This window comes from Vogesella aquatica (assembly GCF_028548455.1).
In the GTDB taxonomy this organism is placed as follows: Bacteria; Pseudomonadota; Gammaproteobacteria; order Burkholderiales; family Chromobacteriaceae; genus Vogesella; species Vogesella aquatica.
This window is the reverse complement of the sequence record NZ_JAQQLF010000019.1, coordinates 41,838-57,645: the sequence shown is the minus strand read 5'-3', so window position 1 is coordinate 57,645 and position 15,808 is coordinate 41,838. Positions and strand designations below refer to the sequence as shown.

Sequence of the window (15,808 nt, the reverse complement as noted above, 5' to 3'; positions counted from 1 at the left end):
TTTCTCCGATAATGTCTACACATTATCGGCCATGACAGCCGGAAAATCGTTCAGAAACAGGACGCTAGCTTTGCACGGCGCGACATGGCGGCGCAGAAAAACAAAAAGCCGCCCGAAGGCGGCTTTTTGATGATGCCGTTACGCTGGATTAAACAGCAGCAACAACAACGATCTTCACTGCAGCAACCACGTCGTGGTGCAGAGCGATTTCTACGTCGTACTCACCGATGGCCTTCAGCTGGCCGTTCGGCAGGCGAACTTCGAAACGCTTAACTGCAACGCCGGTAGCGGAAATAGCTTCGGCGATGTCAACGTTGGTTACGGAACCGAACAGACGGCCATCAACACCTGCTTTTTGAGCGATGGTGAAGGAAGCGTCTACCAGTTTTTCAGCGCGGACTTTCGCGTCTGCCAGAATTTCAGCCTGTTTGGCTTCCAGCTCGGCACGGCGAGCTTCGAATTCTTGCAGGTTAGCGGCGGTTGCGCGTTTTGCTTTGCCTTGCGGGATCAGGAAGTTACGGGCGTAGCCGTTCTTCACGTTTACCACGTCACCCAGTACACCCAGGTTAGCAACTTGTTCGAGCAGAATGATTTGCATCTTGTCGTATCCTTATCCCGGAATTAATGCTGGTCGGTGTACGGCAGGAAGGCCAGGAAGCGCGCGCGCTTGATGGCTTCGGACAGCTGACGCTGATAGCCTGCTTTGGTGCCGGTGATACGGGCCGGGATGATTTTGCCGTTTTCGGCAATGAAGTCCTTCAGCAGATCAACGGATTTGTAGTCGATTTCCTTGATGCCTTCCGCGGTAAAGCGGCAGAACTTCTTGCGCTTGAAGAGTTGACGAGCCATGTGATTAACCTTTAACAAATTCAACAAATTCGATGTGTAGAACCAACCGCGGATTACGTAGACTGCGCTGATTCAGAAAGCCTGTGCAGTGCACGGTGTTTCCTGCCACCTTCCCTGCCAGCTTTTTGGCTAGCTCCCCCATCGCTACGGCCTGTATTTCACAGGACACGTCGCGCTCCAGGGTGGCAATGGTTTGCCGGGAGTGATGCCTGAGCCACATTTCCAGTACCGGCATGCCGGCAGGGGTGTGTCGCAAAGGATCTTCGCGCTCGACCGTAACGGTCAGTTCAAGTCGGTTCTGCAAGGATGCAGTATTGCCCAATTAGGCAGCTACTTCAGCCTCGGCTGCAGCTTGCTGGCCTTCCAGCAGGCTCTTGGCCTTTTCGTCCTTCATCATCGGGGATGCTTCGGTGATAGCACGAGTCATCTTGATGGTCAGGTGACGCAGAACGGCATCGTTGAATTTGAAGGCGTGCTCGATCTCGGCCAGAGTTTCCGGAGCGCACTCAACGTTCATCAGAACGTAGTGAGCTTTGTGAACTTTCTGGATCGGGTAAGCCAGTTGACGACGGCCCCAGTCTTCCAGACGGTGGATCTTGCCATCAGCGTTCAGGACCATGCCCTTGTAACGCTCAACCATAGCACCAACCTGTTCGCTCTGATCCGGATGGACGATGAACACGATTTCGTAATGCCGCATGTGAACTCCTTGTGGCTATAAAGCCCTTCGTCATGCGCGATAGCGAAGGGCAAGGGTTAAAAGCTGAAGATTGTACGGAGTTTGGCCCGCGCTAGCAAGCCAAACACGTGGATATTCAGGCATTTGGCCGGCCATGCGGCCAACTGTGTCAGCCGATTACATCAAAACCGGCGTTTTCTACCGCCTGCTGCCAGGCTGCCGGCTGGGCATCGCCATCAAAACGGATGGTCACCGCCTTGCTGGCCAGGTCTACCTGTACCTCGGCCACGCCGGCCACGGCCTGCAGTGCACGGGTCACACCCGCAGCACAACCGCCGCAGGTCATGCCGTCTACCTTGATCGTTTGCTGATTCATGTCTGTTCTCCTGTTCAACGCATTTTCTTGAGCAAGGCCATCACTTCGGCGATGGCCTCGTCGCTATTGCCTTCGTTTACCGCACGGGCCACGCAGCCCTTGAGGTGGTTTTCCAGCAGCTGCTGCGCCACGGCGTCCAGCGCCGAGCGGGCGGCGGCAATCTGGGTCAGCACGTCCACGCAGTAGCGGTCGCCTTCAATCATGCCGGCGATGCCGCGCACCTGACCTTCCAGCCGTGCCAGGCGCTTGAGCAGTGCGGTCTTGTCCGGCTGCACCACGCTTTTGGGCGTGTGGCAGCAGTCGTGTTGCGGTTCGGTCATGGCTTACCCCGGCAGAAAGTCGATTTGCGCCATCATGCCCTGGTCTTCGTGCTCCAGGATATGGCAGTGGAACATGCGCAGCCCCGGCAGCGTTTGCACGAAGCGCAGGCGCACCATGCCGCCAGCCGGCACGTTGACAGTATCGCGCCACGCCAGGAAGGGCTCGTCTTCCCAGATGCCGTCCACGGTGCGCGCCAGCACCTGGAACTGCGTGCCATGCAGGTGGAAGGGGTGGTCCATATGCGCGTCGGCGATCACTTCCCACTCTTCGATGCGGCCAACCTGGCCGGTACCGTCGATACGGTTCATGTCATAGCTTTGGCCGTTGATCAGGAACGGTGCTTTCGGGTCGGCCATGTTTTCCGACAGCACGATCTTGCGGCGAAAGCCCGGTGCGCCCAACGGTTCAATCGGCCGCAGCGAGGCCGGCAGCGCCAGGGTTGGCCGCATGCCGTAGGCCACGATGCCGGCCAGGGCTTCGTCCTTTTCTTGTTCCGCGTGCATGCGCTTGCCACGCTCGTACGGCTGGCTAAGCAGGCCGGCAGGCTGGCCGGGCTTGAAGCGCCCGGTCACCACCAGCTCGCAGCGCTCGCCTGGTGACAGCAGCACGCTGTCTACCGGCTGCGGCACGCCGATCAGGCCGCCGTCGGTACCCACCAGCTGTACCTCGTGCGCCGGCAGCGCCAGCTTGATGATGCGGCTGCTGGTGGCGTTCCAGATGCGCCAGCGCTGGCGCTCGCCCTCGGCCAGCGTGATCACCGGCTGCCAGGCACCGTTGATCAGCACGAACTGGCCTTCACGGCCATCGTGCAGGTCGGCCATATCGTTGGCCGGAATCTGGCGCTGCGCGTCCAGCTTCAGATCGGACAGCAGCAGGTGGCGCTCCGGCAAATGGCGCAGCGGGTCCTGCTTGCTGCGGATGATGATCGGGCCGGCCAGGCCGCGGTACGCCTGCTCGGCGGTATGGCCGTGCGGGTGCGGGTGGTACCAGTAAGTACCGGCGCAACCGGCGGGCAAGGTGTAACGGTAGCGGCGGCGCTGCCCGGGGGCGACCGGGTCTTGCGGGTTGCCGTCTTCAGCGGGCGGCACCGGCATGCCGTGCCAGTGAATGGTGGACGGCTGCGTCAGCGCGTTCTCGAAGCCGATGTCCACTTCGTCGCCTTCCCACAGCTCGATCAGCGGGCCGGGCACGCTGTCGTTGTAGGCCCAGAACGTGGTTTTGGCACCGTCGCCCCACAGCGGCACCGGTACTGGCGCCGCGCGCAGGCTGCCGACAAAGCGGCCGGCGTCGCTGCTTTCGTTCACCAGCGGCTGCAAGGCCGGCAGGCGTTCGCCGCTGGGCAGCTTCAGGCTGTTATCGGCGGCGGTTGGCATGGCGCCATCGCTGCCGTGGGCCGTGTCGTGCCCCATGGCGGCGTGGTCCATGCTGCTTTGTGCCAGCGCCGGTCGCAGCGCAGACAAGCTTGCGGCCAACAGGCCGGCGGTTTTCAGGAAATGGCGACGCTGCATGACGACTCCTTGTGTCAGTTGCATAGCACTATATACCCCATAAGGGTATGTAGGCAAGGCACCAGGCATGGTGTTCCGGCACCATGGCAATAAAAGCTTGCCGCATGCAAAAAGGCCTGCCCGCCATAGCGGACAGGCCCTTGCGTGGCCAGGAAACGGCTTAGCCCTGTTTCAGCACACGCTGGCGGCGGCTTTCGCTCAGCACCATGCCGGACGAGACCGACACGTTCAGGCTTTCCACGGTGCCAAACATCGGGATGGACACCAGCACGTCGCAGTGCTCGCGCGTCAGGCGGCGCATGCCCTCGCCTTCTGCCCCCATCACCCAGGCCAGGGGGCCGCTGGCGTCGAAATGGTACAGGTCGGTGTCGGCTTCCATGGTGGTGCCGGCAATCCACACCCCGGCGTCTTTCAGGTCGCGCAGCGTACGCGCCAGATTGGTTACCGTAATGTAGGGCATGACCTCGGCGGCACCGCAGGCCACCTTGGACACGGTAGCGTTCAGCGTGGCAGAGCGGTCTTTCGGGGCGATAACCGCGTGTGCGCCCATGGCGTCGGCTACGCGCAGGCAGGCACCCAGGTTATGCGGGTCGGTCACACCGTCCAGAATCAGTAGCAGCGGCGGCTCGGACAGGTTTTCCAGTACGTCGTCCAGCGTCACAAAGTTCTGGTTGGCGTCGATCATTGCCACCACGCCCTGGTGGCGGGCGTTGCCGGTAAGGCTGTCCAGGCGCGCTTTATCCACAATGTGGGCTTTCACGCTTTCGCCGGCGGCCTTGTCCAGTACGGCTTGGGCGCGGGCGTCCTGACGGCCGCCGGCCAGGAAGATTTCCAGCACCGATTTCGGGTTTTGCCACAGGCGGGCATTTACGGCATGAAAGCCGTGAATGAGTTTCTTGTTGCTCATGAGGCATCACCTTATCAATAGAACCGCGCATTGTACCGCTTAATGCGCAGCCCTTTGTGCTTTTGCAGTTTACAGCTCGTCGTCACCGTCACCGTCAACGCCAGGCAGGGTGGCGTGCTGCAACCCTGCGGCCAACCATTGTTCCAGCGCAGCGGCCGATAGCGGCTTGCTGAAGAAATACCCTTGCAGGATGGCGCAGCCCGCCTGGCGCAGGAAGTTGCCCTGCTCAGCGGTTTCCACCCCTTCGGCAATCACGGTGAAGTGCAGCTTGCGCGCCATGGCGATGATGGCCTCGGTAATGGCGGCGCTATCATCGTCGTCCGGCAAGCCCTCGATGAATGAGCGATCCACTTTCAGGTAATCCAGTGGAAAGCGCTTGAGCGTGGACAGCGACGAGTAGCCGGTGCCGAAGTCATCGATAGACAGCTTGACGCCCAGCGCCTTCAACTCGCCCAGCAGCGAGATGGCCTCTTGCGGGTTCTGCATCAGCATGGATTCGGTAATTTCCAGCTCCAGCCGCGACGCGGCCAGGCCAGTTACCGCCAGCACGTCGTTTACTTCGTTCAGCAGGGTTTGCTGCTCGAACTGGCGGGCCGACAAATTCACCGCCAGCCGCGGTACACGCATGCCGGCTTTGTCCCACGCCACCATCTGGTGGCAGGCTTCGCGCAGCACCCAGGCACCAATGGGCTTGATCAGGCCGGTTTCTTCGGCCAGCGGAATGAAACGGCCAGGCGGTATCAGCCCCAGCTGCGGGTGGCGCCAGCGGATCAGCGCCTCCACCCCCTGCAGCGACACGCCATCGCACGATACTTGTGGCTGGTAATGCAGCTCGAACTCGCGCCGCTCCAGTGCCTGGCGCAGGCCGCTTTCCATCAGCAAGCGCTCGAAGGTTTGCGTATTCATGTCGGCATCAAAGAACTGGTAGGTGTTCTTGCCGGCTTCCTTGGCGCGGTACATGGCTGCGTCGGCATTCTTCAGCAGCGTGGTGGCGTCTATGCCGTCGTTGGGGTACACACTGATGCCGATACTGCCGCTGACAAAGACCTCGTGCTGCTCTACCCGCATGGGGCGGGCCAATGCGGCCAACACTTCCTCGGCCATGCGGCCTAGCGCCTCGTGGCTGTCAAAATCGCTGACCAATAGCGTGAATTCATCGCCGCCCAGCCGCGCCACCAGGCCAAAGCGCTGCGCCGACTGGGTCAGCCGGGCGGCAATTTCGTGCAGCACCTCATCGCCAGCCTGGTGGCCAAAGGAGTCGTTAATCAGCTTGAAACGGTCCAGGTCGATGAACATCACCGCCAGCGCCGGCACTGCCTCTTCCGATTCGATAATGGCGTTATCGATGGCTTCGATCAGGGCGCTGCGGTTGGGCAGACGGGTAAGCGGATCGTGGCTGGCCAGAAACTGCAGCCGGTCTTCGGCCTGCTTGCGGCCGGTAATATCGGAAAACACCCCCACATAGTGCGTCAGCCCGCCGTGCGTTGCCCGCACAGCACTGATGGACAGCTCGGCCACGTATGGGTCACCGTTTTTATGGCGGTCGAACATTTCGCCTTTCCAGTGCCCGTCACGCTCCAGCGCCTCGACCAGGGCGCGGTTCCGCTCGCGGTTGGCTGTACGCAGCATGCGCGAAACACGGCCGATGGCTTCGTCCGAGCCAAAGCCGGTAATGCGGGTAAAGGCCTGGTTCACCATGACGATACGGCCCTCGGCGTCGGTGACCAGAATGCCTTCGGTGGCATTGTCGAACACGGTGGCGGCCAGGCGCAGCTCGGCGCTGGCGGCCACGCGGTCGGAAATATCCATTACCACGCCGATAATCGCCTTGCGGCCCTGGTAGTCGAACAGGCGGCTGTGCACCTCGACGTCTACTTCCTCACCATCCTTGCGCAGCAAACGCGTGGTGTAGTGCATGTTCTGGATGCGGTCGGCGATACGGCGGCGTATCTGTGCGCTGATACGCTGCGCCTCCGCCGGTGCCAGCACCACGCCGATATGACGGCCCACCAGCTCGTCGGCACTGTATTGCACCAGGTCGGCCAGCTTGGGGTTGACGTACACCAGCTCTTCTTCCTGCGTGATGTAAATACCCACCATGGATTGCTCGACGACAGCACGGTACTTTTCCACTGCCTCCTGGCGCAAACGCTCTTCGGCGGCACGCTGGGTAATGTCAACCGAAATGCTGCCCACCCCGGAGGGCAGCCCTTCACTATCAAACAGCGGAAACACGCTGGACAGCATGCGCAGGCTGTGACCCTTTACCGTGATGTTTTCTTCGAACTGGCGTGGCTCCAGGCTGCGCAATACCTGCAAGTCGTGCTCGGCAATCTGCCTGGCCTCTTCGGCAGCAAAGACATCACGCGCGGCACGCCCCTTGAAGTAAAGCGGTGACAAGCCAAACAGCCGGGCAAAGTTCAGGTTCACCACCAGGTAGCGGCCGTCCAGGTCTTTCAGCGTCATCAGGCTGGTGCTCTGGTTCAGCAAGGACTCAAAACGCGCCTGTACATCTTGCAGCAAACGCTCGCGGCGACGGTAGCCATCGCCAAATACCGCCACCATGCCCGCCAGCAAGACCAGGCTTGCCAACAGTAGCCAGCCCGCTGCATTCAGGCTCAGCGGCCATGGCTGCCCCCACAACAAGCCAGGCAAAGACAGGGTAAGCAGCACCGTTACCCCTACCCCGGCCACCCCGGTCAGCCCGGCACGCAATGCGGCCAGCAATAGCAGCGGTAAAAAAACCAGCAGACACGAGGCAACACAAGCCTGGCGCTGCAGTGCCCACAGCAGGCCACCCGCCAGCATCGTGGCCAGCATCAGCCACAGGGTGTCACGCTGCATCACATTACCGGGAAAGCTGGCATACGCCAGCGGCAGCACCAGCACCAGTGTCAGCCATGCCAGGGTAAAGTGCTGCACCAGCACCGGCCAGTTTGCGGCAGGCATCACCCCGGCCAGAGTGGCCACCAGAAGGGCCGCAGGCAATAGACAGCGCAGCTGCAAACGGAAGAGGGAAGATAAGGAGGACAGCCGGTAATCGGCGGCAGGCAACACGCGGGACAGGGCCAGCAACATGCTGGCAAACGATAGCGTCCAGGGCGCGGCCTCGGCCAGCGGCATGGTTAGCAGTGCCAGCAGCGCTACCGGGCCACCCCACCACCACACCACGCCAAAACGCCCGGCGGCAAAGCGCCACGCCATCATGGCGTGGGGCACAAATGCGGCCATCGGCAAGGTTTCCAGCCACTGAATTGGCCAGAACAGCATGCCTGTTGCAAAAAAAATCAGTGCGACCAGCGCACCTATGGTGTTTTTTTCCACCTCTCCCCTGCCTGTTTTATCGTAACGCCGCCCCGCCCCTGTACAAGCTGGCTGTATTCATTCTGTGGTGAACTTAAGGGCGGGACACCGGATTCATGATGAAGGTCGCTGTCTGGCGCAGCTGTAGGCCCGGTGTGGCTCTATAATACCTGCCTCTTTGAGAATGTGTAGCGATATGACCACCACTTTGCGACAGTGGCCCGCAAACGGGCAGAAGACCCTGCTGGCGCTGCCAGCCGGTAGCGCCGACAGCGCCCTGATAGCCGCGCTGCCGGATAGCGGCCAACCTGTACTGATCCTGACCGCCAGCGCACAGGATGCCCAACGCCTAAAGGCAGAGCTGCCCTTCTTCCGCCCGTCTTGGCGTATCGCCCTGCTGCCCGACTGGGAAACCCTGCCCTACGACCACTTTTCTCCACACAGCGACCTGGTATCCGAGCGCCTGGCCACGCTGTGGCAAATCCGCAATGGTGAATGCGATGTGGTGATTGCGCCGCTCACCACCGCCATCACGCGGCTATCGCCGATGAGCTTTCTGCTGGGCCGTACCTTCTGGCTCAAGCTGAAGCAGCGCCTGGACGTAGACCGGCTGCGCGCCGACATGGTCACCGCCGGCTACCAGCATGTCTCGCAAGTGGTGGCACCGGGCGAGTTCTCGATACGCGGCGGCCTGGTCGACCTGTTCCCCATGGGCAGCGCGCTGCCTTATCGCATCGACCTGTTCGATGACGAAATCGACAGCCTGAAAACCTTCGACCCCGACACCCAGCGCACGCTGTACCCGGTACCGGAGATCCGCCTGCTGCCGGCACGCGAGTACCCCACCGACGAAGCCGCCGTCACCGCCTTCCGCCAGCACTACCGCGAAAAAGTCGACGGTGACCCGTCCAAGAGCCGTATCTACAAGGATGTGTCCAATAACCTGTGGCCGGCCGGTATCGAGTACTACCTGCCACTGTTCTTCGATCACACCGCTACCCTGTTCGACTACCTGGGCGACAGCGCGCAGCTGATCCTGCACGGCAATGTGATGGCCGCCGCCGAGGACTTCTGGCGTGATGCGCAAAGCCGCCACAATATGGCCGGCGGCAACCCGGAGCGCCCGGTACTGGCCCCGGCCGAGCTGTTCCTGCGCCCGGACGAGCTGATGGGCGCCATCAAACCGTACGCCCGGCTGGACATGTCCGGCAGCGGCGACTGCGGCTACCTGCCGCTACCCGAGCTGGCGGTAGACCGCCGCGCCGACAACCCGCTCACCCGGCTTGCCGACTTCAGCCGCCGCTACAGCGGCCGCGTGCTGATTGCCGCCGAAAGCCTGGGCCGGCGCGAAACCTTGCAGCACTTTCTGCAGGAACACGGCATCAAGGCACAGCCGGTAGACAGCTGGCAGGCCTTTGCCGATGGCAAAGTCGCGCTGGGCCTGATTCACGCGCCGCTGTTTAACGGTTTCGAGCTGCACGAAGCCGGTATCGCCATCGTCACCGAAGCCGAGCTGTACCAGCACATCGCCCGCAGCCACGGCAAGCGCCGCAAAACGGCGGCCAACAACGACGCCATGCTGCGCGATCTGGCCGAGGTGAAAGTGGGCGACCCGGTAGTCCACGAATCGCACGGTATCGGCCGCTATATGGGCCTGGTGTCTATCGACCTGGGCGAAGGCGAAACCGAGATGATGCAGCTGGAGTACGCCGAAGGCGCCACGCTGTACGTGCCGGTGGCGCAGCTGCAGCTGATCAGCCGCTACGCCGGCCACGCCAGCGACAATGTGCAGCTGCACCGGCTGGGTAGCCCGGCCTGGGACAAGGCCAAGAAAAAGGCCGCCGAAAAAGCGCGTGATACCGCCGCCGAGCTGCTGAACCTGTACGCGCAGCGCGCCGCGCGCGAAGGCCACAGCTTTACGCTGAACCACCACGATTACGACGCCTTTGCCGCCGGCTTCGGCTTCGAGGAAACCCCCGACCAGGCCAGTGCCATCGAGGCGGTGATCCACGACATGACCAGCGGCCGCCCGATGGACCGCCTGGTGTGTGGCGACGTGGGCTTTGGCAAAACCGAAGTCGCGCTGCGCGCTGCCTTTGTGGCGGTGATGGGCGGCAAGCAGGTGGCGGTGCTGGTGCCCACCACGTTGCTGGCCGAGCAGCATTTCCAGAACTTCAGCGACCGCTTTGCCGACTGGCCGGTACGCATTGCCGAGCTGTCGCGCTTCAAGAGCGCCAAGGAAGTGAAGCAGGCGATGGAAGGGTTGGCCGCAGGCAGCATCGATATCGTCATCGGCACCCACAAACTGGTGCAGCCGGATGTGAGCTTCAAAAACCTGGGGCTGGTGATCATCGACGAGGAACACCGCTTTGGCGTGCGCCAGAAAGAACAGCTCAAACGCCTGCGCGCCAACGTGGACGTGCTGACGCTGACTGCCACGCCGATTCCGCGCACGCTATCGATGGCGCTGGAAGGCCTGCGCGAGTTCTCGGCCATCACCACCGCGCCATCGCGCCGGCTGGCGGTCAAAACCTTTGTCAGCCCCATCAACAACGGCATTATCCGCGAGGCCATGCTGCGCGAGTTCAAGCGCGGCGGCCAGGTGTTCTTCCTGCACAACGAGGTGGACACCATCGAGAACATGCGCGAAAAGCTGGCCGAGCTGGTGCCGGAGGCGCGCATCGGCGTGGCCCACGGCCAGCTGCGCGAGCGCGAGCTGGAACAGGTGATGCGCGACTTCCTGCAGGTACGCTTTAATGTACTGCTGTGTTCCACCATTATCGAAACCGGCATCGACATCCCCAACGCCAACACCATCCTGATCAACCGCGCCGACAAGTTCGGCCTGGCGCAGCTGCACCAGCTGCGCGGCCGGGTTGGCCGCAGCCACCACCAGGCCTATGCCTACCTGCTTACCGGCGAAGGCATGACGCGCGATGCGCAAAAGCGGCTGGAAGCGATCCAGGCGTCGGAAGAACTGGGCGCCGGCTTCTACCTGGCCATGCACGACCTGGAAATCCGTGGCGCCGGCGAGGTGCTGGGCGAGGGGCAGTCGGGCGAGATGCAGGAGGTCGGCTTCAGCCTGTTTACCGAAATGCTGAAGCAAGCGGTGCGCGACCTCAAAAAAGGGCGCGAGCCGGACCTGGACGCGCCATTGGGCGTGACCACCGAAATCAACCTGCACAGCCCGGCGCTGCTGCCGGACGACTACTGCCCCGGCGTGCACGAGCGGCTGGTGATCTACAAGCGGCTGGCCACCTGCGATAGCGAAGACGACATCGACACCATCCACGAGGAGCTGATCGACCGCTTCGGCCTGCCACCGCAAAACGTGAAAACGCTGATCGAAAGCCACCGCCTAAGGTTGGCCGCACGCGAGATGGGTATCCAGAAGCTGGACGCCAGCGAAGTGGCCATCCAGCTCACCTTCGTGCCCAACCCGCCCATCGACCCGATGAAGATCATCCAGCTGATCCAGAGCAAGCGTAACTACAAGCTGGCGGGCCAGGACAAGCTGCGGGTAGAAAGCCCGATACCGGATGTGGCGATGCGCATCGTGCGCGTGAAAGAGCTGATGAAAGAGCTAAGCTAGCCGGAAAGCACCCGCCCGCGCATGCTATAGCGCCAACTTGCTCATTCATCCCACAGCCCTTTTCGGGCTGTTTTTTTGGCCGCACTCGGCAGCCCGCCAGCACATCGCATGGGATGACAGATGCGGCATGAAGTTGACGCATCGCAACATGTCATCTTGCTATAAGCCCAAGCAATATCTATAAATTACGAGCAAAATAACCCGGCATTGCCCGAGGTATGCATGACCTGGTGCACTGCGGGCCACCGACAGGGATCAACCGTGTGCGCCAAGCCGTACCGCCAGCCACCCCGCCATCGCCAGCGATGGCTGGCGAACACTGCCATTGACCTGACTGCACCGCTTCAGCCCCAAACAACCCACCCCATCGGTTAGAGGTGTTTCATGAAAATTGCTACACGTTTGCAGTTGCAGACCCTGGTGGCTGTGGCTGCTTTTGCCACGATTCTGCTGATTGCCTTTATCCAGCTAGCCAGCATCAAGGAAAAGTCGTCGGTTATCGCCGAAGATGTCGTGCCAAGCATCGAGCTGCTCGGTACCGCCAGCCTGAACTTTGTGCAGCAGCGCGCTGCCTTGCTCAGCCTGGTGGCGTCGGAAGAAGCCGCCACACAGGATGCGATCCTGGCGGCCTATCAAAATTATCGCCAGCTGGTAGACAACAATCTGCAAAGCTATGCAGCCCTGGTAAACGACAACGCCGACAAGCAGCTACTGGAAGAATTCCGTCGCGGGGTAGCGCGCACCAACCAGACCTACGACCAGGTGCTGGCGGCATTCAAGGCGCGAGACGTCGCCAATGCCTCGCAAATACTCAACAACAGCCGCAGCGACTTCCTGCAGGTACGCGACACCGCACTGAAAGAAATAGAGCACAACAAGCAGGTAGGGCGTGAAGCGCATCAGGCACTGAACGAGGCCGAACAGAGTGCCTTGTTATGGCTTTCCATTACCGCCGGCGTCGCCTTGCTGGCGCTGGTCATCATCGCGATACGCACCTATCGCCAGATTGTAGGCAGCATTCACGACGCGGCCAGCGATATTGCCGACATGACCGAGCACCTGGACCTGTCTCGCCGCTGCCAGATCCGTCACGACGATGAAATGGGCGGCCTGCTACGCCACTTCAACCAGCTGGCCAGCCGCCTGCACGACAGCATGCAGCGCGTGGCGGCATCGTCCAGCGATGTGGCATCGGCTGCGGCCAACCTGGCCAGCGCTGCCGGGCAGGTTGCCGCTGGCTCGTCGGCACAAAGCCAGTCGGCCTCGTCCATGGCGGCGGCGCTGGAGCAGATTACCGTCAGCATCAACCACGTGGCCGACCGCACCCAGGAAGCCAATACCCTGGCGCAGGACACCGGCCACAAGGCGCGCCACGGCGAACAGGTGATAGAAAGCAGCAACGGCACCATCCTCAGCATGGCCGAGTCGGTGCGCGACGTGTCCACCCATATGCAAGCCCTGAACCAGCAAACCAATGCCATTCATACGGTTATTAACGTGATACGCGACGTGGCCGACCAGACCAATTTGCTGGCGCTCAATGCCGCCATCGAAGCCGCCCGCGCAGGCGAAATGGGCCGCGGCTTTGCCGTAGTAGCCGACGAGGTACGCAAGCTGGCCGAACGCACCGCCAGCTCTACTACCGAAATCGCCCAGATGATCAACACCATGCAGGGCAAGTCTGATGACGCCGCCGCCGGGGTAAGCCGTGCCGTCAGCAGCGTGGAAAGCGGCGTGCAGGAAACCGAGCGGGCACGCCTGACCATGCAGGAAATCGCCCAGGCCGCAGACGATAACAAAGGGGTGGTAGGTGAAATTGCCAGTGCCATCCGCGAGCAAGGTGCGGCAGCGAACAGCATTGCGCAGCAGGTAGAAACCGTGGCGCAAATGTCGGAAGAAAACGCCAGCGCCGCCCACAGCGTGACCGACCTGGCGCACCACCTGAACGAGCTGGCCTCCACCCTGGACAACGAGGTTCGTACCTACAAGCTGTAAGATACTTTCCCCCACACACAGCCCGGCAGTCCGCCGGGCTTTTGCATGCCTGGCTTGCCGGAAACACAATCCATTTAGCGCTTTACATTATATTTTTTTGTATTTTAATTAAATGACAACACTGCCCGTAAAGCTGGCTAAAGGAGAAGACATGAAACAGATCGTCGTGATTGGTGCCGGAACCGGAGGTATGCCCGCCGCGTATGAACTTCAGGAAAAGCTGGGCAAGCGCTGCCAGATCACTGTGGTGAATAACAGCGAGCATTTCCAGTTCGTACCCTCCAACCCGTGGGTCGCCGTGGGCTGGCGCGAGGCCGAGGAAATCTCCTTCCCCATCCGCCCCTATCTGGAAAAGAAAGGCATAGGCTTCATCGCCAGCCCGGTCAGCCACATCGATGCGGCCAACAGCCAGCTTACGCTGGCCGACGGCCAACAGCTGGGATACGACTACCTGGTGATAACCACCGGCCCCAAACTGGCCTTCGACGAAGTACCCGGTGCCGGGCCGGCAGGCGGCTATACCCAATCCATCTGCACACTGCAACACGCCTTGCATGCCAACGCGGCATACATGACCTTTCTGGAGCAGCCCGGCCCCATCATCATCGGTGCCATGCCGGGTGCGTCCTGCTTTGGCCCGGCTTACGAGTTTGCCTTCATCGTCAATACCGATCTGCGCCGGCGCAAGCTGCGCCATAAAGTCCCCATCACCTACGTGACAAGCGAGCCTTATATTGGCCACCTGGGCTTGGGCGGTGTGGGCGACTCCAAATCGGTGCTGGAAAGTGAGCTGCGCAATAACGATATCAAGTGGATCTGCAATGCCCGCACCACACAGGTAGAGCCAGGCCAGATGCACATTAGCGAGCTGGCGGATGACGGCAATGTGCGCAAAGAGCACACCCTGCCCTTTGCCTTCAGCATGATGCTACCTGCCTTCCGTGGCGTCGACCCGGTTGCAGCAGTGGAAGGGCTGTGCAACCCGCGTGGCTTTGTGCTGATCGACGAGTACCAGCGCAGCAAACAGTACCGCAACATTTTTGCTGCCGGCGTCTGTGTCGCCATTCCACCGGTAGAAGCCACGCCGGTAGCCACCGGGGCGCCGAAAACCGGCTATATGATCGAGACCATGGTCACCGCCATCGTGCATAACATCGGAGCGGAGCTGGATGGCCAGGCGGCGAAGGCCAAGGGAAGCTGGAACGCCATCTGCCTGGCCGATATGGGCGACACCGGAGCCGCCTTTGTGGCACTGCCTCAGCTACCCCCACGCAATGTAAACTGGTTCGCCAAGGGCAAGTGGGTGCATCTGGCCAAAGCAGCATTCGAGAAATACTTCATGCACAAAATGAAAACCGGCTCTTCCGAGCCGGTTTACGAGAAATACGTGCTGAAGTTACTGGGTATCGAGCGGCTGGATCACCATGACTGAACGGCTACCGGCCAACGGCCTGCACACGCAGGCCGTCAGTGCAGGGAGTGCAGCACCTGATGGATAGAATTATCGAAGTAATGCTGGTAAAAATCGTCCAGCTGGCCATTCTTGCGCAACAGCTCGGCTTCCGCGTCGATGCCCTCACGCAGGGCAAACAAGCCCGGGCGCAGGCTGATGGGCTGGCTGACACTGCCAACCAGCGGCTTGAGCAAGCGCACTTTATCACGCATGGCCGGGGGCAGGTTGCTACCGGCCAGGCCATCATCGAACACCACATCTACCCGCCCGCCCAGCAGCATGCGCATGCCGCGCGCGGTATCGATAACGTCCACCCGCTGCCAATCCTGCTTGCGCTTTAGCGCCACCGGGTAATCATAGGCCGATACCCAGCCGACACGCTGCTGGCTGAATGCCTCCAGCCCGGTAAATGCCTGCTGCGGGCTGCCTGTTGCTACCCAGGCCCCCAGCACCCAGTACACCAGCGGCTGGCGGGTTTGTACCCACCCGGCAGGGCTATCGGCCGCACCGGCAAAGGCCAGCATGTCCACCTGCCCTTGGCGCGCCAGGCGCAGGCAGGCTCCTGCCGACTTGAAAATATACTTCACCCGCAGCTTGTTAGCTTCGGCCACCCGGTTGATGACATCGGCAGCCAAGCCGATGGCAGGCTGGTCCGGGGCACTGTCGATAAAAGGCGCCCAGGGTTCGGCACAAACGCTGACCACGGGGTTGGCTGCAGCCCCCCCCGCCGACAGCCACAGGCTGCCCCCAAACATAGCGGCAAAAATCGTTTTCATATCGTGCTCGCAACGCAGAAGTTGATAACAACTCTACTCTCATTATGCT

The 15,808-nt window shown here is 61.4% G+C and carries 13 protein-coding genes; 3 read left to right on the top strand and 10 right to left on the bottom strand.

Annotation, left to right across the window (positions count from 1 at the left end):
* Positions 1 to 148 precede the first annotated feature (148 nt).
* From rplI to PQU95_RS14295, 9 genes are all read right to left on the bottom strand, one after another.
* Complete coding sequence (rplI, locus tag PQU95_RS14335) at positions 149 to 598, bottom strand: 50S ribosomal protein L9 (protein WP_272752631.1); 450 nt, start codon at positions 596 to 598, stop codon at positions 149 to 151.
* A 23-nt stretch (positions 599 to 621) separates the two neighbouring features.
* Positions 622 to 849, bottom strand: coding sequence for a 30S ribosomal protein S18 (gene rpsR / locus PQU95_RS14330; protein WP_017509979.1), 228 nt, complete (start codon positions 847 to 849; stop codon positions 622 to 624).
* A gap of 4 nt (positions 850 to 853) precedes the next feature.
* Positions 854 to 1,153 (bottom strand): primosomal replication protein N, encoded by a 300-nt coding sequence (priB, locus tag PQU95_RS14325; RefSeq protein ID WP_272752630.1) that lies wholly within the window; start codon positions 1,151 to 1,153, stop codon positions 854 to 856.
* A gap of 18 nt (positions 1,154 to 1,171) precedes the next feature.
* Positions 1,172 to 1,549: a 30S ribosomal protein S6 gene (rpsF, locus tag PQU95_RS14320; RefSeq protein ID WP_017509977.1), complete on the bottom strand. Its 378-nt coding sequence runs from the start codon at positions 1,547 to 1,549 to the stop codon at positions 1,172 to 1,174.
* A gap of 148 nt (positions 1,550 to 1,697) precedes the next feature.
* Complete coding sequence (locus tag PQU95_RS14315) at positions 1,698 to 1,904, bottom strand: heavy-metal-associated domain-containing protein (RefSeq protein ID WP_272752629.1); 207 nt, start codon at positions 1,902 to 1,904, stop codon at positions 1,698 to 1,700.
* 14 nt (positions 1,905 to 1,918) lie between these two features.
* A complete protein-coding gene (locus tag PQU95_RS14310; RefSeq protein WP_017509975.1) occupies positions 1,919 to 2,224 on the bottom strand; it encodes a metal-sensitive transcriptional regulator in 306 nt (101 codons plus the stop codon).
* Between the two features lie 3 nt (positions 2,225 to 2,227).
* Complete coding sequence (locus tag PQU95_RS14305) at positions 2,228 to 3,733, bottom strand: multicopper oxidase family protein (protein ID WP_272752628.1); 1,506 nt, start codon at positions 3,731 to 3,733, stop codon at positions 2,228 to 2,230.
* 160 nt (positions 3,734 to 3,893) lie between these two features.
* Complete coding sequence (rlmB, locus tag PQU95_RS14300; protein WP_017509973.1) at positions 3,894 to 4,640, bottom strand: 23S rRNA (guanosine(2251)-2'-O)-methyltransferase RlmB; 747 nt, start codon at positions 4,638 to 4,640, stop codon at positions 3,894 to 3,896.
* A gap of 69 nt (positions 4,641 to 4,709) precedes the next feature.
* The gene (locus tag PQU95_RS14295) at positions 4,710 to 7,910 is read right to left on the bottom strand and encodes a sensor domain-containing protein (protein ID WP_272752627.1); all 3,201 of its coding nucleotides are present in this window, start codon (positions 7,908 to 7,910) and stop codon (positions 4,710 to 4,712) included.
* Positions 7,911 to 8,139: 229 nt separating this feature from the next.
* On the opposite strand from PQU95_RS14295, the gene mfd reads away from it, so the two are divergent.
* The 3 genes from mfd (at position 8,140) to PQU95_RS14280 (ending at position 14,962) form a co-directional block, all read left to right on the top strand.
* Complete coding sequence (gene mfd, locus PQU95_RS14290) at positions 8,140 to 11,535, top strand: transcription-repair coupling factor (RefSeq protein WP_272752626.1); 3,396 nt, start codon at positions 8,140 to 8,142, stop codon at positions 11,533 to 11,535.
* Positions 11,536 to 11,919: 384 nt separating this feature from the next.
* Positions 11,920 to 13,530: a methyl-accepting chemotaxis protein gene (locus PQU95_RS14285; RefSeq protein WP_272752625.1), complete on the top strand. Its 1,611-nt coding sequence runs from the start codon at positions 11,920 to 11,922 to the stop codon at positions 13,528 to 13,530.
* Between the two features lie 151 nt (positions 13,531 to 13,681).
* Positions 13,682 to 14,962, top strand: coding sequence for an NAD(P)/FAD-dependent oxidoreductase (locus tag PQU95_RS14280; RefSeq protein WP_272752624.1), 1,281 nt, complete (start codon positions 13,682 to 13,684; stop codon positions 14,960 to 14,962).
* Positions 14,963 to 14,997: 35 nt separating this feature from the next.
* On the opposite strand, the gene PQU95_RS14275 is transcribed toward PQU95_RS14280, so the two are convergent.
* Positions 14,998 to 15,759 (bottom strand): substrate-binding periplasmic protein, encoded by a 762-nt coding sequence (locus PQU95_RS14275; protein ID WP_272752623.1) that lies wholly within the window; start codon positions 15,757 to 15,759, stop codon positions 14,998 to 15,000.
* Between the last annotated feature and the right edge of the window lie 49 nt (positions 15,760 to 15,808).

Coding starts and splice junctions, on each gene's coding strand:
- PQU95_RS14275 (WP_272752623.1), bottom strand. CDS start 15,759: ATGAAAACGATTTTTGCCGCTATGTTTGGGGGCAGCCTGTGGCTGTCG.
- PQU95_RS14310 (WP_017509975.1), bottom strand. CDS start 2,224: ATGACCGAACCGCAACACGACTGCTGCCACACGCCCAAAAGCGTGGTG.
- PQU95_RS14285 (WP_272752625.1), top strand. CDS start 11,920: ATGAAAATTGCTACACGTTTGCAGTTGCAGACCCTGGTGGCTGTGGCT.
- PQU95_RS14295 (WP_272752627.1), bottom strand. CDS start 7,910: ATGCTGTTCTGGCCAATTCAGTGGCTGGAAACCTTGCCGATGGCCGCA.
- rpsF (WP_017509977.1), bottom strand. CDS start 1,549: ATGCGGCATTACGAAATCGTGTTCATCGTCCATCCGGATCAGAGCGAA.
- PQU95_RS14305 (WP_272752628.1), bottom strand. CDS start 3,733: ATGCAGCGTCGCCATTTCCTGAAAACCGCCGGCCTGTTGGCCGCAAGC.
- rplI (WP_272752631.1), bottom strand. CDS start 598: ATGCAAATCATTCTGCTCGAACAAGTTGCTAACCTGGGTGTACTGGGT.
- mfd (WP_272752626.1), top strand. CDS start 8,140: ATGACCACCACTTTGCGACAGTGGCCCGCAAACGGGCAGAAGACCCTG.
- PQU95_RS14280 (WP_272752624.1), top strand. CDS start 13,682: ATGAAACAGATCGTCGTGATTGGTGCCGGAACCGGAGGTATGCCCGCC.
- rpsR (WP_017509979.1), bottom strand. CDS start 849: ATGGCTCGTCAACTCTTCAAGCGCAAGAAGTTCTGCCGCTTTACCGCG.
- rlmB (WP_017509973.1), bottom strand. CDS start 4,640: ATGAGCAACAAGAAACTCATTCACGGCTTTCATGCCGTAAATGCCCGC.
- PQU95_RS14315 (WP_272752629.1), bottom strand. CDS start 1,904: ATGAATCAGCAAACGATCAAGGTAGACGGCATGACCTGCGGCGGTTGT.